Annotated in this window: 18 protein-coding genes; all 18 read left to right on the forward strand. The window is 46.2% G+C overall.

Translation table 11 applies throughout. The features are described from left to right. Positions 1 to 126: 126 nt before the first annotated feature. The 18 genes from spoVT to AC0YOD_RS27565 all read left to right on the forward strand — a co-directional run bounded on the left by spoVT (position 127) and on the right by AC0YOD_RS27565 (position 21,366). Positions 127 to 669: a stage V sporulation protein T gene (gene spoVT, locus AC0YOD_RS27480; RefSeq protein ID WP_475802535.1), complete on the forward strand. Its 543-nt coding sequence runs from the start codon at positions 127 to 129 to the stop codon at positions 667 to 669. A gap of 151 nt (positions 670 to 820) precedes the next feature. Continuing rightward, on the forward strand, positions 821 to 2,623 hold the full coding sequence (locus tag AC0YOD_RS27485; protein WP_475802536.1) for a putative polysaccharide biosynthesis protein: 1,803 nt from the start codon (positions 821 to 823) through the stop codon (positions 2,621 to 2,623). 967 nt (positions 2,624 to 3,590) lie between these two features. Next, a complete protein-coding gene (gene yabN, locus AC0YOD_RS27490; RefSeq protein ID WP_475802537.1) occupies positions 3,591 to 5,084 on the forward strand; it encodes a bifunctional methyltransferase/pyrophosphohydrolase YabN in 1,494 nt (497 codons plus the stop codon). Positions 5,085 to 5,264: 180 nt separating this feature from the next. Further along, positions 5,265 to 5,537 (forward strand): HU family DNA-binding protein, encoded by a 273-nt coding sequence (locus tag AC0YOD_RS27495; protein WP_053373361.1) that lies wholly within the window; start codon positions 5,265 to 5,267, stop codon positions 5,535 to 5,537. A 4-nt stretch (positions 5,538 to 5,541) separates the two neighbouring features. After that, a complete protein-coding gene (locus AC0YOD_RS27500) occupies positions 5,542 to 5,832 on the forward strand; it encodes an RNA-binding S4 domain-containing protein (protein WP_475802538.1) in 291 nt (96 codons plus the stop codon). Positions 5,833 to 6,052: 220 nt separating this feature from the next. After that, positions 6,053 to 6,340 (forward strand): sporulation protein YabP, encoded by a 288-nt coding sequence (yabP, locus tag AC0YOD_RS27505; RefSeq protein WP_475802539.1) that lies wholly within the window; start codon positions 6,053 to 6,055, stop codon positions 6,338 to 6,340. Between the two features lie 8 nt (positions 6,341 to 6,348). Then, positions 6,349 to 6,945 carry a spore cortex biosynthesis protein YabQ gene (gene yabQ / locus AC0YOD_RS27510; RefSeq protein ID WP_475802540.1) on the forward strand — a complete coding sequence of 199 codons (597 nt, stop codon included), beginning with the start codon at positions 6,349 to 6,351 and terminating at the stop codon, positions 6,943 to 6,945. Positions 6,946 to 6,953: 8 nt separating this feature from the next. Then, positions 6,954 to 7,262, forward strand: a complete 309-nt coding sequence (locus AC0YOD_RS27515) for an FtsB family cell division protein (RefSeq protein WP_475802541.1) — start codon at positions 6,954 to 6,956, stop codon at positions 7,260 to 7,262. Positions 7,263 to 7,410: 148 nt separating this feature from the next. Then, complete coding sequence (locus AC0YOD_RS27520; RefSeq protein WP_475802542.1) at positions 7,411 to 7,935, forward strand: S1 domain-containing RNA-binding protein; 525 nt, start codon at positions 7,411 to 7,413, stop codon at positions 7,933 to 7,935. A gap of 504 nt (positions 7,936 to 8,439) precedes the next feature. Further along, the gene (spoIIE, locus tag AC0YOD_RS27525; protein ID WP_475802543.1) at positions 8,440 to 10,932 is read left to right on the forward strand and encodes a stage II sporulation protein E; all 2,493 of its coding nucleotides are present in this window, start codon (positions 8,440 to 8,442) and stop codon (positions 10,930 to 10,932) included. 485 nt (positions 10,933 to 11,417) lie between these two features. Next, positions 11,418 to 12,143, forward strand: coding sequence for a vWA domain-containing protein (locus tag AC0YOD_RS27530; protein WP_475802544.1), 726 nt, complete (start codon positions 11,418 to 11,420; stop codon positions 12,141 to 12,143). Beyond that, positions 12,127 to 13,050: a protein kinase domain-containing protein gene (locus tag AC0YOD_RS27535; protein WP_475802545.1), complete on the forward strand. Its 924-nt coding sequence runs from the start codon at positions 12,127 to 12,129 to the stop codon at positions 13,048 to 13,050. Before AC0YOD_RS27530 ends, AC0YOD_RS27535 begins: the two co-directional genes overlap by 17 nt. 38 nt (positions 13,051 to 13,088) lie before the next feature. Further along, positions 13,089 to 14,501, forward strand: a complete 1,413-nt coding sequence (gene tilS / locus AC0YOD_RS27540) for a tRNA lysidine(34) synthetase TilS (protein WP_475802546.1) — start codon at positions 13,089 to 13,091, stop codon at positions 14,499 to 14,501. 51 nt (positions 14,502 to 14,552) lie between these two features. After that, positions 14,553 to 15,092 carry a hypoxanthine phosphoribosyltransferase gene (gene hpt / locus AC0YOD_RS27545; protein ID WP_475802547.1) on the forward strand — a complete coding sequence of 180 codons (540 nt, stop codon included), beginning with the start codon at positions 14,553 to 14,555 and terminating at the stop codon, positions 15,090 to 15,092. Between the two features lie 98 nt (positions 15,093 to 15,190). Beyond that, positions 15,191 to 17,197 (forward strand): ATP-dependent zinc metalloprotease FtsH, encoded by a 2,007-nt coding sequence (gene ftsH / locus AC0YOD_RS27550; RefSeq protein ID WP_475802548.1) that lies wholly within the window; start codon positions 15,191 to 15,193, stop codon positions 17,195 to 17,197. Between the two features lie 338 nt (positions 17,198 to 17,535). Continuing rightward, a complete protein-coding gene (locus AC0YOD_RS27555) occupies positions 17,536 to 18,588 on the forward strand; it encodes a BMP family lipoprotein (protein WP_475802549.1) in 1,053 nt (350 codons plus the stop codon). 145 nt (positions 18,589 to 18,733) lie between these two features. Next, a complete protein-coding gene (locus tag AC0YOD_RS27560) occupies positions 18,734 to 20,278 on the forward strand; it encodes an ABC transporter ATP-binding protein (RefSeq protein WP_475802550.1) in 1,545 nt (514 codons plus the stop codon). Between the two features lie 5 nt (positions 20,279 to 20,283). Beyond that, a complete protein-coding gene (locus AC0YOD_RS27565) occupies positions 20,284 to 21,366 on the forward strand; it encodes an ABC transporter permease (RefSeq protein WP_475802551.1) in 1,083 nt (360 codons plus the stop codon). The last annotated feature ends 1 nt before the right edge of the window (position 21,367 follow it).

Raw genomic sequence — 21,367 nt, forward strand, 5'->3', positions numbered from 1 at the left:
AAGAATCTGGGAGCGGATGAATACTATGGTCAGATTCAAAAATCTTTGAAGGATCTTTCCTCTTTATAAAGAAACTGCATGAATCCAGTCGATTCAAAATCCTCTAGGAAAGCGGGGCAACATGAAATGAAAGCAACTGGAATTGTACGGCGCATCGATGATCTCGGGCGTGTAGTAATTCCGAAGGAGATCCGCCGTACGCTGCGTATTCGCGAGGGAGACCCTCTAGAAATATTTGTAGATCGTGATGGCGAAGTTATTTTGAAGAAATATTCTCCTATCGGTGAGCTTGGTGACTTTGCTAAGGAATATGCGGAGTCCTTATTTGAGGGTACGAATCATATTACTTTGATAACGGATCGGGATAACATAATCGCGGTAGCTGGCGCATCTAAAAAAGAACTGCTTGATAAGGGAGTTGGAACGGTTCTGGAAAGCGCTATGGAAAACCGCAAGACGCATACTGAAATGAATGGCGGAGCATTCGAAATTATAAAGGATGTGCAAGAAACATACACTTCCTTTGTTATCGCACCTATCATTTCAGGCGGCGATCCCATCGGGACGGTCGTTCTACTTAGCAAGGATGAATCAGTGAAAATGGCGAATATGGAAACGAAAATGGCTGAAACAGCAGCAGGTTTTTTAGCTAAGCAAATGGAGCAGTAGGTGCAGCTGAGAAACGTAAGCAAAGAATACATGGATTAGTACAGCTTCTTTGATCAAGAGCAATCTTGATTGAGGAAGCTTTTTCCACGTTTGCGATTGTGAGGTATACTATTACCAATATAAATCGATGGACAGGCAGGAGTGTGGCAGGATGAACCGTAAGCCGGAGGGTCATCGGCAGGGGACGCCGCGAGAGCTCGGAAGCAGCGTACAAGAGGTTGAAGTGGATAAGAGGTATTCTGGGAGTAAAGAGCTCACAGGAAGGGATGAGCCACGCAGCTCGAAACGGATATGGATGAGCGGTGTTGTCATTATGGCTGGGGCAGCTCTTTTGTCTAAGTTAATTGGCGTGTTTCAAAAAATACCGCTGCAAAATTTAGCGGGTGACCGCGTGTTTGGTATATATAATGCCGTATATCCGTTGTATCAGATGGTTGCCGTGTTAGCCACTGCTGGGCTGCCAACGGCGGTATCTCTCTTGATCGCGGAGAGACTGCGCAAAGGAGAGGACTCAGCTGGTGTTAGAAGAACGCTGTATGCAGCGTTGTTGCTGCTTGGTATAACGGGCATATTTGCTTTCGCTTGGATGTGGGCAGGAGCTGGTCAAGTATCTCGCTGGATAGGCGATACAGAGACGATGAATGCTATTCGGGCCGTATCGGTTGCGCTATTGCTTTCTCCATTTGTTGCAGCGCTACGCGGCTATATGCAGGGCCTAGGACGGATGGGGATTTCGGGCGCCTCACAAGTTGTCGAACAGCTGGTTCGCGTAGCTATTATGTTATTTGTGCTGGCTATGAGCTGGTCGGCTGGCTGGGCAGATGAATCGGTAGCTGCTGGAGTAATGAGCGGATCGGCAGTGGGTGCAGCTGCCTCTTTGTTCGTATTAGCAGGCTATGCTTGGAGGAAGCGGAAAAAGGAGCGACTGAATCATTTACCTGGTGCTATTTCCGCAGAAATGAAGAAGCTTGCCGTAATTGCGCTGCCGGTTGCACTCGGGGCGATTGTCGTACCTGCGCTTGGCGTTGTTGATTCATTTACGGTACCGCGATTATTGCAGGTTGGCGGGTTAACAGAGGCTGCCGCTATGACAAAGTTTGGCATATACAGCCGCGCACAGCCGCTTGTGCAGCTAGTGGTGATGGTGGCGGGGGCTGCTGGGGCAGCACTCGTGCCGGGAATTGCACTTGCTCGAATGCGCGGAGCCTATGGACAGCTGCGGGCTCATCTGTCCATAACGGAGCGCGCGGCTTGGGCGATTGGAGCAGCAGCTAGTGTCGGCTTGGTGCTCCTAGCGGAGCCGCTTAATGTGATGCTGTATGCCGATACAAAAGGCACGATTGCATTTGCCCTTGTTGGCTGTACGGCATTGGCGGGGAGTGTTAATGCAGTTACTGCACCAGTTCTTCAAGGACTGGGTGCAGTACGCACCCCAGTGGTTTTATTGCTTATAGCAGCGCTGTTAAAGGCTGTGCTTAATCTCGTGCTAGTTCCCTCTTACGGAGTCGAGGGCGCTGCGATTGCTGGTATTATTGCGCTTAGCACAGCCGCGCTTCTAGGGATGCTTGCAGTGCGTTATACGGCCGCTGCCTCAGGTGCTGCGTTTGGTGGCGGAGGTAAGGAGCGGGTGACGGAACGAGTAGAAGACCGAGGGCGGAAGAACGCAACGTGGCGTGCGTTTTGGGGTACTTGTTTTGCGCTCGCGGTAATGGCCGCGACGCTGGTGATTCTAGGGCGCGTGCTCAGCGTCGCGCTCGGCGGGCTGCCGCCACGGGCGGCAGCAGCTGCGCTTGCGCTGACGTGCGTAGTCGTCGGCGCTTGCGCCTTCGGTGCCGCGGCATTGCGCGGCGGCGCCATTAGCGCGCGCGAATTGCGCGCGTTGCCGGGCGGCAATTTGTTGGCCGCTCGGTTGCAGCGCTGGCGGCTTATTCCGCCAGTTGAGGACAAGCAGTAGCTCGCTTAGCACTCGTAAATAAACTCATACGACGAGAACTGAACCTAATAGAGCTAGGTTCTAGCGCTATTCCACAAATCAGGGTTAGTTTCAGAGAAATAGAGCTAAAAATTAGCTCTATTCTAGGCTGAAGTGGCGGAAATAAACTCATACGACGAGAACTGAACCGAATAGAGCTAGAAACTAGCTTTAATCCACAAATCAGGGTTAGTTTCAGAGAAATAGAGCTAAAAATTAGCTCTATTCTAGGCTGAAGTGGCGGAAATGAGCTCATACGACGAGAACTGAACCTAATAGAGCTAGTTTCTAGCGCTATTCCACAAATCAGGATTAGTTTCAGAGAAATAGGGCTAAAAATTAGCGCTATTCTAGGCAGAAGTGGCGGAAATGAGCTCATGCGATGAGAACTGAACCGAATAGAGCTAGAAACTAGCTTTATTCCACAAATCAGGGTTAGTTTCAGAGAAATAGAGCTAAAAATTAGCTCTATTCTAGGCTGAAGTGGCGGAAATGAGCTCATACGACGATAACTGAACCGAATAGAGCTAGAAACTAGCTCTAATCCGCAAAATTAGGTTAGTTTCAGAGAAATAGAGCTAGAAACTAGCTCTATTCGAAAAACTTAAACTAGTTTAGGAAAGTAAGCTGCTTGCTAACTCATGAAACCGTGAAACATGCACCGCAATTCACGCCTTTTATGATAATTAAGATTAATTTTTGATATTTTTATGACATCTTTGCGATAACTTATTGAAGTTTTTGGCGATTTGGTCCATTATTACTTTTTACAGAAAAATTGATATCGGGTTTTTCGTTGATCGTCTCTACGTTTCTATCGATCTACACTACCACCTGTTCTTAGTGACGGGTAGGTTTAATTAGCCTCAGTTGCAGTTATGCTGGTGATAAGATTATATCTGCATAATGTTTTCTGTTTCAAAATGATTCTTGAGGAGGCTTGTGTTACATGGCAATCCCGAATATAACGATCGTGGGGCTCGGCTCCGGTGATCCGGATCAGCTGACACTGGGCGTGTGGCGCAGACTGCAAGCTGCAGAGCGTGTATTCGTCCGCACAGCACAGCATCCCGCCTTGTCGATTTTGCAGGAAAATGGCATCGCCTATACCTCTTTTGATTCCCTATACGAGGAGCATGCTTCATTCCCGGATGTTTACAAAGCTATAGCAGAAGCATTGATAGCGGAGGCGCTCAGCCTAAATTCCGAAAATGGGCAGCTCATCTATGCCGTCCCTGGACATCCAATGGTCGCAGAGAGAACGGTTCAGCTGCTGCGCGAACAGTGTGCTGAAGCGGGAATCGAGCTGCAAATCATCGGCGGTGAGAGCTTCCTCGATCAAGCATTTATAAGTCTCGGCATTGATCCAATCGAGGGCTTTGCGCTGCTGGATGCCGCAGAGCTTCAGCCTTCGCTGCTGCAGCCTCAGCTTCATACGCTTATCGGTCAGGTGTATGATGCTTTTACGGCTTCCGATGTAAAGCTCGCGCTTATGGAGCGTTATCCGGATGATTATGAGGTTGTTGTCGGTCATGCGCTTGGCGTAGCTGGCGAACAACAGATTATTCGAGTACCATTGTATGAGCTTGATCGCACACCAGGCTACGGCAATCTCTCGCTTATTTGGGTGCCGCGATCGGATGATGCGGCACTGCGCAATCGCTCGTTTGAACGACTGCATGAGATCGTTTCTATCCTTCGAAGTCCTGAGGGCTGTCCGTGGGACCGCGAGCAAACGCATCTATCCATTCGCAAGAACTTCATCGAAGAGTTGTATGAAGCGCTTGAAGCAATTGACAATGATGATCCCGATGCCATGCAGGAGGAATTCGGCGATGTTATACTCCAAGTTATGCTTCATAGCCAAATGGAGGAGGAAACAGGCGCATTCTCTGTATATGATGTGATACAATCACTGAATGAGAAGCTGGTATTCCGCCATCCACATGTATTTGGCGATCAGAATGCGAGCAACTCCGAAGAGGCGCTTGGCAACTGGGAGCAAATGAAGGCCGAGGAGAAACGGTTGAATGGAACCGACGTCAACCGCAAATCTGCGCTGGACGGCATTCCGCCAGATCTGCCTGCTCTTATGAAAGCTTATAAGCTTCAGAAAAAAGCCGCTAAGGTTGGTTTTGACTGGGACGAGCTTGGACCGGTATTGGATAAAATTGAGGAAGAGCTGGCAGAGCTTCGCGAAGCTATTTCTACCCAATCTCAAGAGGAACAAGCTGGAGAGCTTGGCGATCTATTGTTTGCAGTCGTTAATGCTTCACGCTTCATTCATGCTGATCCAGAAGAGGCGCTGACTCGTACGAACAAAAAATTTCGTACTAGATTCGCGTATATTGAGGAGCAGCTTCGTATAAGCGGTAAGCAATTTGACCAGACTGATTTAACAGAAATGGATCGTTGGTGGGAAGAAGCAAAACGCCAATCTTAACCAGTTATCCGCCACAAAACGCCTTTATTCAGCACTATTCGCAAAAAAATTTCAATTAGCGGCAGGATTTATTTGCTTGTAAGCAGAATAAGTATTCTCGTACGAGTAAAGATTTCCAACAAAGGCGGCGTTACAAGCGTCGACCACAAATAACGGTACACAAATTAGGAGGATTTTATAATGAACAAAACAGACTTGATCAACAACATTGCAGAAAAAAGCGGTTTGACTAAACGCGACGTAGAAGCAGTACTTAACGGATTTTTGGGCGAAGTAACAGACGCACTTGCTGGTGGAGATAAAGTACAATTGATCGGCTTCGGTACTTTCGAAACTCGTAAACGCGCTGGACGCACTGGCCGCAACCCGCAAACAGGCGCTCCAATCGAAATCTCGGAAGCAAAAGTTCCTGCTTTCAAAGCTGGTAACAAGTTGAAAGAAGCTATCCAATAGTCTGATGAGACTAGATAAATTTCTTAAGGTATCTCGACTGATCAAGCGTCGTACGGTTGCGAAGGATGTATCCGAGCAAGGGCGCGTATGGATCAACGGCCGCGAAGCGAAAGCAAGCAGTGCTGTCAAAGTCGGAGATGAGCTCCAAATCCAATACGGACAAAAGATCGTTACCGTGCGTGTTGAGCGCATTGCGGAAACGACTCGTAAGGATGAAGCCGGAGAGCTGTATACCTTGGTGAAAGAAGAACAACGCCCAAGAGAGAATGATCTCGACTGGGAACAAAAGAAATAACAACAGGGCTGTCCGCAGGATTTATACTTGCGGGCAGCTTTTTTTATAGCTAAGAGAGTTTCAAAACTATTTTTTTTGTTTAATTAATAAGGGTGCTTTTACAAATTAAAATCTACTGGCTTCTCTGATGCTCATTTAATGTCCATTAACACTTGTTCTAAACCTCGTCCAACCGCCATAAGCTATTGATAGACATGTTAACGAAGCGGGGGACGAGTCTATGGTTGACCAAGGAAAAGGGCAGAAGCGTCAGGAAGTCAAAATGATAAATCGAAAACTGCTGGAGCTTACCGGGGTTGTGAACGTGGAGAGCTTCGACAGTGAGGAGTTTCTACTTGAAACAGAGCTTGGTTTCTTAGCTGTGAAGGGCCAAAATCTGCATATGAAGCATCTAAGCCTGGAACAGGGACTGGTAGAAATTGAAGGGCTCGTCCATTCGCTCGCCTATTTGGATGGAAACACCGGCTCGTCAAAATCAAAAGGGCTCCTCGGAAAGCTATTTAAGTGACGCTGAGCATGCAATGGGTGACTATGGCAGCTATGTTATTATCCGGCCTTGGAATGGGCATTGTATTCGATGGCTATCGAGTCGTATCGAATGAATTGAAATTTCCGCGCTGGTGGCTGCCTGTGCTGGACGTCATCTATTGGATGGCGGCAGCGCTGATCGTTTTTCGAGTGTTGTACGCCAGCAACAATGGCGAGGTGCGAGCGTACGTTTTTATCGGACTAGCTGTCGGTGTCACGATCTATTATTTTTTGTTCAGCAAGCTTGTTATCAGCATTGTAAAATGGTTCATTAGGGCTGTCCGAGCAATAATCAGCTTTGTGCTCAAATGTTTGGATATTCTCATTGTGAAGCCGATTTTGCTGCTCTACAGGGTAATTATGGTTATTTTAGGATTTGGGTCTGCATTCACTATTTTCCTTTTGAAGATTGTGATACAATTGGTTCGTCCTTTTTGGAAACTGCTGGTATGGATGGTTAGGCCAGTCCTTCGTCCGATCGGTCGATGGCTGTCGCCTTACATGATCAAATGGCGAGTTGCCGAGAGGTTGAATAAGCTGGGACTAGTAATTGCTCAATGGTGGAGCAAATGGTTTAGGAGGTAACACCGCTCATGAAGACTGCTGCTGTAAATAAGACTGATGGGAATTCTGGCACCAAACGCCGGTTTAAGCTATGGATGCTGTTCATTGTCCTATTTATGGGCTGGGCGGGGTATACATTCTATGGCCAAATGCAGCGGCAGGATGCAACAAGCATCCGGCTATCTACGATAAAAGAGCAGCTTGCTGCTTCAACGAAAGAAACGAATGCACTTAAACGGCAGATTGAACGTTTAAACGATCAAGAATATATCGAACAGCTCGCAACCAAAGAGCAAGGCATGGTGAAGAAGGGCGAGCAACAAATTTTCAGTGACTAAATAGGGCATCAATTCGGGTGAACGTCTGTTGACCTTACTTGAACGGTTCGGTTATAATCACGTTAATAGCGTTTTCGCAAAACTTTTAGCATATGCTTATTCATTCGGTTTTGCTTCGCATAACTTTTAGGGAGGAACATTTTATTTTATGGCAATTGAAGTGGGCGCTAAGTTAGAGGGAAAAGTGACAGGCATTACGCATTTTGGGGCATTTGTCGACTTGTCGGGAGGTGTCACGGGTCTTGTTCACATTTCGGAAATTGCTGATAATTACGTCAAAGACGTGAAGGATCACCTGAAGATCGACGATGTCGTCAAAGTGAAAGTGATCAACGTGGACAAAGACGGAAAGATCGGACTTTCCATTAAGCAAGCCATTGACCGGCCGGAAGGTCAACCAGCGCCACAACAACGCGAGCGTCATAGCGGTGGAAGCGGCGGAGGCGGAAGCACTGGCGGTAGTGGTGGTGGCGGAGAACGTTTCAACCGCGGAGGCGGTGGTGGCGGAGGCGGACGTCCCTTCAACAAGCAATCGTCTGGCAGACCGGCATACGGTAAACCGTCATTCGAGGATAAAGTGTCACGTTTCCTGAAAGACAGCGAAGAACGCATCTCCTCTTTGAAGAAGAATACGGAGGGCAAACGCGGCGGACGCGGTGCCAAGCGAGTATAAGCTGGATCATCATAAAACTCATACATGAAGCAGAACCGATGAGGTTCTGCTTTTTTTGCATTTTTGCGGACGCTTTCCTTTGATTATTTTGGAAACGCTTACTATAAACTGTCGAAGAGGGACGCGAAGCCTAGGTGAATGCTGCCGAATACACCGGGAAGTCCCTATCTGCAATGGTACATGTCGTTTTCATGTCGCTCTCCTTTGAGAAAAAAATACTTTTCCCCGATCCTCCATCATTCCCGACAGGTTACAACGTACATTCGCTAAAAGCATCAGAAATAGAAGCACATATTTTGTTGCCAATTTATAGGAGGTAAATGCCTGTGGAGCTGGCATAAACCTATATGGCGTATATATTTAAGGACAAGCTGACAATCAACGCAAGGCACATTATTTTTGTCGGAAAAAATATTTGACACCCTTCCGTTAACTGACAAACTTCATACGGACATGCTCCTATAATGAAAAACACATTACATTCGGAAATGGTGGTGTCTGCTTGTGGAAAAGGAAAACGCAGTTATATTTCCCGATATAAAACGGACAAATCTAGCTAAGGCAGTTATGCAGAAGGGGCGAGAATGGGCGGCAGCGCGTCGCTTCATTCAAGTTATTATGGCTAAAAAGTGGACTTTTCTATTAGTTGGAGTAGCTTTCCTACTTGGCAGAGCAGTCATACTGGAGTCGCTAATGCCATTTGCCATTGCTTATTTTGGGGTCATTTACTTTATGAGGCGAGATATTTATCCGTGGGTGGCTATCACACTCGTTGCAGGCAGCTGGCTGGCGGCCGATCCCGCACCTGTATGGATATCGATGGAGATTGCTGTACTATTCCTTATCTTAAAAGGGCTTGAGGCGTATGAGAAAGCGGAGTTGTCTACGGCGCCGATTCTAGTCTTCACATCGACACTCCTGGTACAGCTGTTCAACGTATTCATTGGTGATCAGCTAAGCTGGTATAACTTTATGCTCGTTGTGGTTGAAGCTGCATTAAGCTTTGTACTTACTCTTGTGTTCATCCAAGCGATTCCGGTGCTGACGATGACGAAGAAATCAGCCTCTCTCAAAAATGAAGAAATTATATGTTTAATGATTCTACTTGCATCGGTCATGACAGGGGCAGTTGGCTGGTTGGTCTACGGTATGTCGGCTGAGCATATTATGTCGCGCTATATGCTTCTCTTGTTTGCATTGGCAGGCGGTGCGCCTCTGGGTGCTTCTGTAGGTGTCGTTGCAGGACTCATTCTAAGCTTGGCGGACTTTGGGGCGGTCGTTCAGATGAGCCTGCTTGCTTTTGCAGGATTGCTTGCGGGACTGCTGCGTGACGGCGGAAAAATGGCTGCTGCGTTCGGAATGTTGCTTGGCACTTCGATATTATCCATCTATGTAGGCAGTCAAGCCGATGTTATGAGCTCGACTTGGGAGTCTGTTGCAGCTGCTACGCTGTTGATGCTGACGCCTCGCAGCATGATTCGTACCATTTCAAGATATGTGCCGGGCACCAATGAGCATGCTAAATCACAGCATGAGTATGCCAAACGGGTGCGTGAGGTAACTGCTGACCGCGTATCGCAATATTCAGAGGTGTTCCGCCAGCTGTCCCGCAGCTTTGGTCAGTTGAATGCTGGTGTGACCAAAATGAAACGAGAGGATGAGATCAGCCACTTTATGAATGCGGTCGCCGAGAAAAGCTGCGCCAGCTGCCATCGGCAAAATGCTTGCTGGGAGGATAAGTTTTTTCATACGTATAAAATGATGACTGATATGATGACCACTGTAGAAGAGAACCGTGTTCCCTCAGTGAAAGAAATACCGCGCTCTTGGTCGGCTCATTGCGTGAAATCCACGCAGGTACTGAGTGACATGAGTCAGCAGTACGAGCTTTATCAAAATAATATGCACTGGAAGAAGCAAATATACGACTCTCGTCAACTTGTTGCAGACCAATTGCAGGGCGTATCGCAGGTCATGGAGGATTTAGCGAAAGAAATTAAGCGGGAAGGGCAAACGCTGCATTTGCAAGAGGAGCAAATTCGAGAGGTGGTAGAAGGGCTGGGATTATCTATTCAGGGTATTGATATTGTGAATTTAGAGGAGGGAAATGTAGATATAGAGGTCTATCATTCTTTTGGGAAAGGATATGATGAATGCCGTAAAATAATTGCGCCGCTACTTAGCGATATTCTGGGAGAGCATATTGCCGTTAAGTCGGAAACCGCACCAGTCAAAAGCGGCGATCCAACGCTCGTCGTATTCGGTTCGGCGAAGCAGTATGAAATTGAAACCGGTATTGCAGGTGCAGCAAAGGGAGGAGATCTGTTATCGGGAGACAGCTTTAGTACGGTGGAGCTTGGAAATGGAAAGTTTGCGGTTGCCATAAGTGATGGGATGGGCAATGGCGAGCGAGCGCGGCAAGAGAGCAGTACGGCTTTATCTATTTTGCAGCAGCTGCTGCAATCAGGAATGGATGAGAAGCTAGCTGTGAAGTCCGTTAATTCGGTACTGCTGCTGCGATCATCTGACGAAATGTTTGCTACCGTTGATTTGGCAATTATTGATCTGTATACGGCGCAAACGACATTTATGAAAATCGGTTCAACGCCTAGCTTTATCAAAAGAGGAAATGAGGTTATACCTGTGACGGCGAATAATTTGCCAATCGGTATACTGCAGGATATAGACGTCGATTTTATTTCCATGCAAATGCAATCCGGTGACACGCTGGTCATGATGAGCGATGGGATATATGATGCGCCCGGTCATGCGGTAAATAAGGAGCTCTGGATGAAGCGAATCATTAGTGAGTTGGAAACGGATGAACCGCAAGAGATGGCGGATGCTTTGCTCGAGAAGGTCGTTCGCTATCATGACGGTGATATTGTTGATGATATGACGGTGCTGGTTGCGCGAATTGATAAACATTTGCCGGAATGGGCTTCCTTCCGATTCCCTGGTGTAACGCGCATGGAGCGTCCAAGGACGGTGAGCTGAAGAGACTATGCTCTATTTAATAAATAGTAGGAGGCGATGCTGAAAACGCTCAAATAATGATTTGGCATGAATAATAAGAAATACGGATCAGAAGCCTAGTTGTTCGTCAGCGCTTGTGGCTGGTGTCGATAGGGCTTCTTTTTTGCTGAAGTGCCTGCAAGCCGTTAGCCTATCAATTATTTACTTGTTAGAGCATGCAGCTTAGTAGGCCAAATGAGTCACTTTATTTGTTATGAATACATACCCTGCTTGTTTGATTTTGAAACGTTTCTTGCTCATTCATTCAAACAAAAATTTTATATGCCGATGAAAGTAATATAATGCTATAGGGAGTTTATCAATTTTTTAATAGTCTAGCGGTTTAACCCTCTCAAAAAAGGAAAAGCTAATAGAAAGCCTATGCTATTTAGGTTGTAGCAGAAGCTTGAGAATGCAGCTTTCAAATTAATGTTTGCTTCGCAAGCATTTGAGGAGGGTAAAACATTATGAAACAGATATTATTAATTACCGATGGTTGCTCGAACGTTGGCCTTAGTCCAGTGGTGGCGGCTGCACATGCTAGTTCTGAAGGTATTTCTGTTAATGTGGTCGGCGTACTGGATCATGGGGATGTAGGAGAGCTTGGCGCATCAGAGATTGAAGAAATTGCCCGCGCTGGCGGTGGGTTAAGTCGTATGGTTAACATGCGTCAACTTTCTCAAACCGTTCAGATGATGACACGTAAGACAGTCGTGCAGACCATTCAGCTAGCCGTGCAGAAGGAATTGAAGCAAGTGTTTGGCAATGGGTCAATTGAAGGGCTTCCTCCGGAGAAGCGCGGAGAGGTTGTTCGGGTAATTGATGAGCTTGGCGAGACTTCCAGCTTGCAGGTGGCGCTTGTTATTGATGCTAGTGCCAGTATGAAGCCGAAGCTTGCTGCCGTAGAAGAAGCCATCCGAGATTTAATGCTCAGTCTGCAGGCGAGACAAGGAAAGAGCGAGATAGCTGTATTCCATTTTCCTGGATCGAGAAATGGTGACGATTGCGTGATGGACTTGAATTGGACGAATAATTTAAATGGCGTTCACGCGATTTTTCCGAAGCTTCAAATGGGCGGTACAACACCTACGGGACCTGCGATCATGCATGTGATCCAGTTTTACAGACAGGGTGATTATGGAAGACAGAGCAGAGATGAAACGGATGGGATGATGAGTGACTACGTCGTTTAAGATTGATCTTCGCCGTGGAACCGTGGTGACTGGAAAATGGAGGCACGGGCGGTATCGGATCGAAAAGTTGCTAGGGGAGGGCGCAAACGGTAAAGTATATCTAGTACAGAGAGATCGTAGCTGGTTTGCTCTAAAGGTTGGCTCAGACGCTGTAGATCTGCAATCGGAGATCAATGTACTGCAGTCGATAGCAAAACAGAAGGGGCAAGGCAAAGACAATTTTCTCTGTGACGTGGATGATTTGTACGGACCGGATGGACGGGAATATCCGTTTTATATTATGCGTTATGTACTGGGAACGACGCTTGCCGATTATTTAAAGCAGCAAGGGATGGAATGGTTTCCGCTAGTTGGTCTCAACCTGTTGAACAATTTGGCGAAGCTTCATCAGGGGAACTGGGTATTCGGTGATTTGAAGGTTGAGAATGTGCTCGTTGCTGATTACGGTCGTGTTGAATTGGTGGATTATGGCGGAGTCACTGCAGTGGGCAAGGGCATACGGCAATTTACTGAAATTTACGATCGGGGATATTGGAATGGCGGCTCGCGATCAGCGGATGCCAAATACGACTTATTTTCCTTTGGGGTGCTTTGCATTCAGCTTCATGAATCGAAGCGTCTACATCAGTTGACGACTGAGCTGCTGCCACAGAACCGATCCGTGGAAGAGCTTATGGCGATAGCGGAATCGAGTCAGGGCTTAAAGCCGGTCAATGGTTGGCTGCGCAAAGCCTTTGCAGGACAATTCCATGATGCAGCGGAAGCATCTGCGGCATGGAGATTGCTCATGCATAGACGAGACACACATAGGCCCTCCGCTATACCGGGCTGGCTGAAGGGACTTGTTGCAGTATCCGCTATACTTCTTGGAACATCCGTATATTGGTTGCTGCGCAACATGCTTTAGCATAAGGGAAAGGCACAGAAATGAAGGTGAGGATACATATGAATCTGCGAAACGAGCTTGAGAGAGTTGCAGCGGAACGCCGGCTTTGGAAGCCGGGAGACTGTATAGTAGCAGCTGTTTCCGGGGGTTCGGATTCAATGGCATTGCTGCATATGTTAGCTTTGCTGGCGCAGGAGAGGAAAATATCGGTTATAGCCGCTCATGTGAATCATGGCTTTCGTAAAGAGGAGTCTGCGCATGAGCTGGCTGTCGTTCAGGATTTCGCTAAGAAGCTTGGTGTTATTTGTGAGACGGTGACACTTGATATGCCAGCCTATATTAAAGAATCGAAGTTAAATGGGCAAGCAGCTTCACGTGAGAAACGGTATGCATTTCTTCACGAGATCGCTGATCGCTACAAGGCTTCCAGTATTGCGCTCGCCCATCATGGTGATGATCAAGCTGAAACGGTGCTGATGCGATTCATCCGCGGGACAGGCTTAACAGGGCTGGCTGGAATTCTTAGCAAAAGACGTGAAAAAAACGTGGAACTTATTCGACCGCTACTTCGTATGAACAAGTCAGACCTTCTGAATTACTGCCAAGAGCATGAAGTTCCGTATTGTACAGACAGCAGTAACAAGGAACGTCATTATTTCCGAAACATCATTCGGTTAGATATTTTGCCTTATTTATCTCAATTTAATCCGCAGCTATCTCAGTCGCTACAACGACTTGCTGAGGTTGCCGGGGCGGAAGACGAATGGATGGAGAAACAAACCGAAGCGTTATTTACGCAGCTCGTTACGTTATCCCCTGATGAATGCGCGGTTAACTGCGGCGATTTGTGCGGCCTCCATGTCGCTTTACAAAGGAGATTGATTAAACTAATATTAAGTTATCTTTCTAAGGAAACGGAAAAGATATCCTTCGAGCAAATTGAGACGATGCGGCTTGCCGCTTCCGCTCAAGCGTCAGGTACATGGGGAATGGATGCGGGTGCAGGTATCCGTTGCGCGCGTGAGTATGATCTTATGCGCTGGGTACGAGTATCGCGGCATGCATTCAATGATTTTAGTGACTTTTCGCATGAAGTGGGAAGGCTCACAGCTAGCTTAGCGATTGAGCAAAGCGGTTGGCATTTTGAGCTTGTTCATGTTTCTGAAGGAGAGAAATACAAGCCTGCTTCACGATATGAAGCTTGCTTCGATGCATCGGCACTCACTTATCCGCTCGTTATTCGTAATCGACGACCGGGCGACAGAATTCAGGTTTTAGGATTAAATGGTTCGAAAAAAGTGCAAGATATGTTCGTTGATGAGAAGATCGCACCGTCGGAGAGGGAGCGATATCCGCTGCTGTTCGATTCAGCAGGGCAATTGCTATGGATTCCCGGCATACGCAGATCAAGTCATGCGCTTACCGAACCGCACACGAAAGACGTGTTGTTCATTCGCGCGAGCAACGAATAAGAAGCACTGGTACACTCATAAACATAGTTAAGGCGTAGGGGGATTTATACTTTGCAAAACGATATTCAAGAGGTATTGTACGATGCGCAGCAGATTGGTGAAAAGGTTAAGGAGCTTGGCGCAAAGCTAAGCCAAGATTTTAGCGGACGTAATCCGCTCGTTATTTGCGTTCTCAAGGGCGCGTTTATTTTTATGTCTGATTTGGTTAAAGAAATAACAGTACCGCTTGAAATTGATTTCATGGCTGTTTCCAGCTATGGAGCATCGACTAAGTCATCAGGCGTTGTGAAAATTATTAAGGACCTTGATGTAACGGTTGAGGGACGAGATGTTCTTATTGTTGAGGATATCATCGACAGCGGTTTGACGCTTAGCTACTTGATCGACGTTTTAGAGCGTCGCAATGCTAAGTCAGTTACTGTTGTTACGTTGTTCGATAAGCCAGCTCGCCGTACAGTTGAGCTTGAAGCAGACTATACAGGTTTCACGCTTCCGGATGAGTTTATTGTCGGATATGGTTTGGACTATGCTGAGAAATACCGTAATCTTCCATATGTTGGTATTTTGAAACCGAAGATTTACGAAAAATAATAGCGATTCACCCGTACATGCCCTTCTCCGTATACCTCTATTGTTATGGAAAGTCATGCTATGGTAAAATATTTTAAGCGTCTGAGAGGAGGTTGGGGATGAATCGGATCATCCGTAATACTGGTTTTTATTTAATTATTTTTTTGGTGACCGTGGGGATCTTTACTTTTATAAGCAAACAGAACGATACGACGGTTGGATTGCGATACGACCAGCTTCGTTCTGCGGTTGAATCAGGCAATGTGAAAGAGATGGCCGTCAAGTACGAGAATCAAACGTATTTTGTATCAGGTAAATATAAGACTAAACCTGCAGACGCAGAAAGCGACCAGTTTGTATCAAGGGTCAGCGTCAAAGCAGACGAAAAAATTCTTGCTTGGCAAGAAGAGTTTGGCTTTGAATTAGTGAATAAGGAGATGGATCAGCCGAGCATTTGGCTAACATTCCTTACTTCAATCATTCCGTTTATTATCATTTTCGTCCTGTTCTTCTTCTTAATGAATCAAGCACAGGGTGGCGGCGGCAAAGTGATGAACTTTGGCAAGAGCAAAGCGCGCCTTTATGACAATGAGAAAAAACGGATTACATTTGAGGACGTTGCGGGAGCTGATGAGGAGAAGCAAGAGCTGGTCGAGGTTGTCGACTTCTTGAAAGACCCTCGTAAGTTTAATCTCGTAGGTGCTCGTATACCGAAGGGCGTACTGCTCGTTGGTCCTCCAGGTACAGGTAAAACCTTGCTTGCCCGCGCAGTTGCAGGCGAAGCAGGCGTACCTTTCTTCAGTATTTCTGGTTCTGATTTCGTAGAGATGTTCGTCGGCGTCGGCGCATCCCGTGTACGTGATTTGTTCGAGAATGCGAAGAAGAATGCTCCATGTATCATTTTCATTGATGAGATTGATGCTGTAGGTCGTCAGCGTGGTGCCGGTCTTGGTGGCGGGCATGATGAGCGTGAACAAACACTCAACCAATTGCTCGTTGAAATGGATGGCTTTGGAGCTAACGAAGGCATTATTATCATCGCTGCAACGAACCGTCCTGATATTCTAGATCCTGCGCTTCTTCGTCCAGGCCGTTTCGACCGTCAAATCACGGTTGATCGTCCAGATGTTAAGGGCCGCGAAGCGGTGCTAAAAGTACATGCTCGCAACAAGCCGCTAGCTAAGGATGTTAAGCTGGATATCATCGCTAGACGTACAACAGGCTTCAGCGGAGCTGACCTGGAAAACCTACTTAATGAAGCAGCGCTTCTTGCTGCTCGCCGTAATAAGAAGGATATCGCTATGGTTGAGGTTGATGATGCGATTGATCGGATTATTGTTGGTACGGAGAAGAAGAGCCGTGTCGTCAGTGATCGTGAGAAACGTATTGTTGCTTACCATGAAGCGGGACATACAATTGCAGGCTTCTTCTTAGAGCATGCAGATATGGTCCACAAGGTTACGATTATCCCACGCGGTCGCGCTGGCGGTTACGTCATTATGCTTCCGAAGGAAGATCGTATGCTTGTAACGAAGCAAGAGCTTTTGGATAAAGTGTCAGGCTTGCTTGCAGGCCGTGTGGCAGAAGAACTATTCATTGGCGAAATCGGAACAGGCGCATACAGTGACTTTAAACAAGCTACAAGTATCGTGCGCAGCATGATCATGGAATATGGTATGAGTGATAAGCTTGGACCAATGCAATTTGGCAACTCACAGGGTCAAGTCTTCCTTGGTCGCGATATCGGTCATGAACAAAACTACTCTGATGCGATTGCTTATGAGATTGACCAAGAAATGCAAAGCATCATTACAGCTTGTTATGATCGCGCGAAGAAGCTGCTTAATGAGAAGAGTAAGGAAATGCATTTAATTGCTCAAACATTGCTAAGTGTTGAAACACTTGAGCTTGAACAAATTAAAAGCCTGATCGAAACAGGTGCACTTCCAAACGCTGGCGATGAAGCTTCAACTTCTACTGTCAGTGCAGATCCAACAACTGAACCTATTGTTGAAACAATCGGCGATGTTAAGGTGAGAATTCAAACTCGTGAGCAAGATGAGATTAAAGCTCCATCACTGGAGAAACGTGAAGACTCAGAAGATCCTGATGGGGATAAGAACTAACAACATTGTGAAAGCTAAGGTTTATAAATGGTCGTCTTACTACTTTGAGCAGTAGTAAGACGACTTTTCTTTTTTTCTTTATTAATGCGCGAATTTAGCCTATAATATTGATGAAACGAACAAATGTAAAAAAGGGTTTGAAATTTATTACATAACTTACATGTATATTACATGGAAGCGTACACACAGTTTATTGCGTCACAATAGCTCACACAAATGATTGACGTTTTATTTTTTGTCACTATAATGAAATAATAGCGGCCAAAAAAAGTAAGAATAAGAAGGTAAACAGGGGTTGCAAACGGAAACACCAAAATTGAGTTGGGGGAGAGAACAAAATGAAAAAAACATTTAGTTTTATGCTAGTCTTGATGGTTTCATTAACACTTGTACTATCTGCTTGCGGATCCAAGAACAATAATGAGGGCGGCTCAAACAAACCGAATACTGAGAAAGTAGAATCCGATGGTACAGGTAAAGATTTCAAAATCGGTATGGTTACTGACGTAGGCGGCGTTCATGATAAATCCTTTAACCAAAGCGCATGGGAAGCGCTTGAGAGTGTAACAGCTTCAACTGGTGCACAAACGAAGTTTTTGGAAAGTAAAGGCGAAGCAGATATGGAGCCGAACTTGAACAGCTTTGTTAAAGACGGCTATAGCTTAACTTGGGGTATCGGGTTCTTGTTCCAAGACGCTATGACAAAGGTTGCTGCTGAGAATCCAGATGCTAAGCTTGCTGTAATCGATAGCGAAGTTAAAGCACCAAACGTAGCTTCAGTAACATTTGCTGAGCACGAGGGATCTTTCCTTGCTGGTGTTGTAGCAGGTCTGATGACAAAAACGAATAAAATCGGTTTTGTAGGCGGTATGGAGCTTCCGGTAATCGTAAAATTTGAAGTTGGATTTAAAGCTGGAGTAGCAGCAGTAAACCCTGATGCTAAAGTCGATGTACAATATGCTGGTGATTTCGGTAAACCAGATCTTGGTAAACTAGCTGCATCTACAATGTATGATGCTGGTGCAGATATCATTTTCCACGCTGCAGGCGGAACTGGAAATGGCGTATTTAACGAAGCAAAAGCACGTAAAGAAGATGGCAAGAACGTATGGGTTATCGGCGTAGATAAAGACCAATCACTAGAGTATGGTGATGAAATCACATTGACTTCCATGGTGAAGGGCGTAGATGCAGCTGTTCAAAAGGTTTCTAAAGATCTAATTGCTGGAAACTGGGCTGGCGGCACTACACAAGAGCTTGGTTTGAAAGACGATGCAGTAGGTTTGCCTGAAACATCAACAAAAAATGTGCCTGCTGACGTGCTTGCGAAAGTAGACGAGTTCAAAAAGAAAATTGTTAGCGGTGAGATCAAAGTACCGACTACTAGATAATCTTTGCCTTACGAAGGTATCCTTTGTTTGAGGATTGTATGTCGATGTATTAGACAAGACCGGCTTCGAAGCCGGTCTTGTCCTTTTTGTAAGAAGAATAGTCCTGTGTACGCACAGATGTAGAAACCCGGGGAGATGATGAAGAATGGACCGGAGCTTGGCAGCAGTTCAGTTAAAAGGCATTACCAAACGCTTTGCTGGATTCGTAGCAAATGATTCCATTAATTTAGAATTAAAAAAGGGAGAAATCCATGCGCTGCTTGGCGAGAACGGAGCCGGTAAATCGACGCTAATGAACATTTTGTTCGGCCTCTATCAGCCGGATGAGGGCGAGATCTGGGTAAACGGCGAGCAAACGGTAATTGAAGGAGCTTCTAAAGCGATAGAACTTGGTATAGGAATGGTGCATCAACATTTTAAGCTCGTGCAGCCATTTACGGTTGCCGAAAATATTGTGCTGGGCAATGAGCCTGTAAAGGGATTGAGTATTGATTATAAGCTTGCGAATGAAAAAGTTCGGGCTATTTCCGAACGCTATGGACTGAAAGTAAATCCGCAGGCGCGGATTAAAGATATTACAGTAGGCATGCAGCAGCGAGTTGAGATATTGAAAACGTTGTATCGAGGCGCTGAAATCGTCATTTTTGACGAGCCGACAGCTGTTCTAACTGTACAAGAAATTGAAGAGTTAATTGAAATTATTCGTAACCTAGCTGCTGAAGGCAAGTCGATCATTATTATTACGCATAAGCTGAAGGAAGTTATGGCGCTTGCTGATTCGGTAACGGTTATAAGACGCGGCAAGGTGATCAAAACCGTCACTACGAAGGAAACGAACGAGCAGCAGCTGGCGGAGCTTATGGTAGGACGAGATGTATCCTTTGAGATTACGAAGACGAAGAGCAAGCCGGGGGATGTTATTCTGTCGGTAGATTCCTTACAGATGAAGGGCGATCAGGGCAAGCATGAGCTTGACGGTATGGATCTAAAGATTAGAGCTGGTGAAATTGTCGGGATTGCAGGTGTTGACGGCAATGGACAAAGTGAGCTTATTTATGCCATTACCGGTATGCGCAAAGCCGATGGAGGCAGCGTAAAGCTGAATGGGAAAGACATAACCAATCAAACACCTCGTCAAATTTCGGTTGCTGGCGTCGGTCACATTCCAGAGGATCGGCATAAGCATGGTCTTGTTCTCGATTTTACACTTAGTGAGAACATGATTCTGGGTAGTTATTTCGAGCCTGAATTTGGGCGTTACGGTTTGATTGATTATAACGCAATGGATAAGCTGTCCGTAAAGCTTGTTGATGAATTTGATGTTCGTGGCTCAGGCATACAAGCTTTTGCTAGGGATTTATCAGGCGGAAATCAACAAAAAGCAATCATTGCACGCGAGCTGCATAAGGACCCTGATTTGTTAATTGCTGTTCAACCGACTCGGGGACTTGATATCGGAGCCATTGAGTTTGTACATAATCGATTGGTTCAAGCTAGGAATGAAGGAAAAGCCATTTTACTCGTATCCTTTGAGTTGGATGAGCTTTATGCACTATCGGATCGGATACTCGTTATGTATGAAGGCAAGCAAATCGGCGAGGTTGACGCGGAGAAACGTGATGATCAGCAGCTTGGTCTATTAATGGCAGGCAATAAATCAGTTGAATCCGCAACAGGAAGGCAGGGATAGCACATATGGAAACGTTAAAAAAGTTGTTTAATAAATCATCCCTGCTCATTCCTGCTGTGGCCATTATACTCGGTCTATTGGTAGGGGCAATCGTCATGCTTGCTGGAGGGTATGATCCTATACTTGCGTATTCATCGCTCCTCGATCGACTATTTAGTTCACCCTATAATATGGGGGAAGCTGTTCGAGCCATTACTCCGCTAATTTTCACAGGTCTAGCTGTTTCCTTTGCTTTCCGTACCGGGCTTTTCAATATCGGTGTTGAAGGACAATTTGTAATGGGTATGACCGGTGCGACAATTATCGGTGTTCTACTTGATCTGCCTTGGTATATCCATGCCCCGCTTGCTATTATTGCAGGAGCTGTATTCGGCGGTTTATGGGCAGGGATTGCGGGTTATTTGAAGGCTAAGCGCGGTGTAAATGAAGTTATATCTTCTATTATGCTGAACTGGATTGCCTTGTTCTTGTCCAACTTTATTGTCACGAGGTTCCTTCTCATGGAAGGGACACAGAAGTCAAAGATGGTACATGAATCTGCTTTGGTAAAGATTGATTGGCTTATTAAATTAACAGACAATGCACGTATGCATTGGGGTACCGTTATAGCGTTGATAGGCGTCGTCGTCTTCTATGTCGTGTTATGGCGGACGAAGCAGGGCTATGAGCTTCGTGCTGTTGGACATAATCCAGACGCGGCTATGTATGCCGGAATGAATGTTAAGGTAACGATGGTGAAGTCCATGTTTATAAGCGGTATGTTCGCGGGACTGGGCGGCGTATTCGAAATATTAGGCGTCTTCGGTAATCAGACGGTTATGGCTGCATCGCCTGGCTATGGATTTGATGGAATTGCTGTTGCGCTGCTCGGTGGCAATACGCCTATAGGTGTTGTACTGGGTGCTGTATTGTTTGGAGGACTCAGTTACGGTTCAGCCGGCATGAGCTTTGGTGCAGGCGTACCGCCTGAGGTTGTTCGAATCGTCATCGGCTCTATTATTTTCTTCGTTGCTTCGCACGGCCTCGTGAAGTGGTTCTTGAAGCCTTTTCTAAATAAACGTGCGAGCAAGCGGAAGGAGACGGTGTAAA

This window comes from Paenibacillus sp. J31P13 (genome assembly GCF_056269295.1).

Coding starts and splice junctions, on each gene's coding strand:
- AC0YOD_RS27565 (WP_475802551.1), top strand. CDS start 20,284: ATGGAAACGTTAAAAAAGTTGTTTAATAAATCATCCCTGCTCATTCCT.
- yabP (WP_475802539.1), top strand. CDS start 6,053: ATGGTTGACCAAGGAAAAGGGCAGAAGCGTCAGGAAGTCAAAATGATA.
- AC0YOD_RS27495 (WP_053373361.1), top strand. CDS start 5,265: ATGAACAAAACAGACTTGATCAACAACATTGCAGAAAAAAGCGGTTTG.
- AC0YOD_RS27500 (WP_475802538.1), top strand. CDS start 5,542: ATGAGACTAGATAAATTTCTTAAGGTATCTCGACTGATCAAGCGTCGT.
- ftsH (WP_475802548.1), top strand. CDS start 15,191: ATGAATCGGATCATCCGTAATACTGGTTTTTATTTAATTATTTTTTTG.
- AC0YOD_RS27530 (WP_475802544.1), top strand. CDS start 11,418: ATGAAACAGATATTATTAATTACCGATGGTTGCTCGAACGTTGGCCTT.
- AC0YOD_RS27555 (WP_475802549.1), top strand. CDS start 17,536: ATGAAAAAAACATTTAGTTTTATGCTAGTCTTGATGGTTTCATTAACA.
- AC0YOD_RS27485 (WP_475802536.1), top strand. CDS start 821: ATGAACCGTAAGCCGGAGGGTCATCGGCAGGGGACGCCGCGAGAGCTC.
- AC0YOD_RS27560 (WP_475802550.1), top strand. CDS start 18,734: ATGGACCGGAGCTTGGCAGCAGTTCAGTTAAAAGGCATTACCAAACGC.
- AC0YOD_RS27520 (WP_475802542.1), top strand. CDS start 7,411: ATGGCAATTGAAGTGGGCGCTAAGTTAGAGGGAAAAGTGACAGGCATT.
- yabN (WP_475802537.1), top strand. CDS start 3,591: ATGGCAATCCCGAATATAACGATCGTGGGGCTCGGCTCCGGTGATCCG.
- spoVT (WP_475802535.1), top strand. CDS start 127: ATGAAAGCAACTGGAATTGTACGGCGCATCGATGATCTCGGGCGTGTA.
- AC0YOD_RS27515 (WP_475802541.1), top strand. CDS start 6,954: ATGAAGACTGCTGCTGTAAATAAGACTGATGGGAATTCTGGCACCAAA.
- yabQ (WP_475802540.1), top strand. CDS start 6,349: ATGCAATGGGTGACTATGGCAGCTATGTTATTATCCGGCCTTGGAATG.
- tilS (WP_475802546.1), top strand. CDS start 13,089: ATGAATCTGCGAAACGAGCTTGAGAGAGTTGCAGCGGAACGCCGGCTT.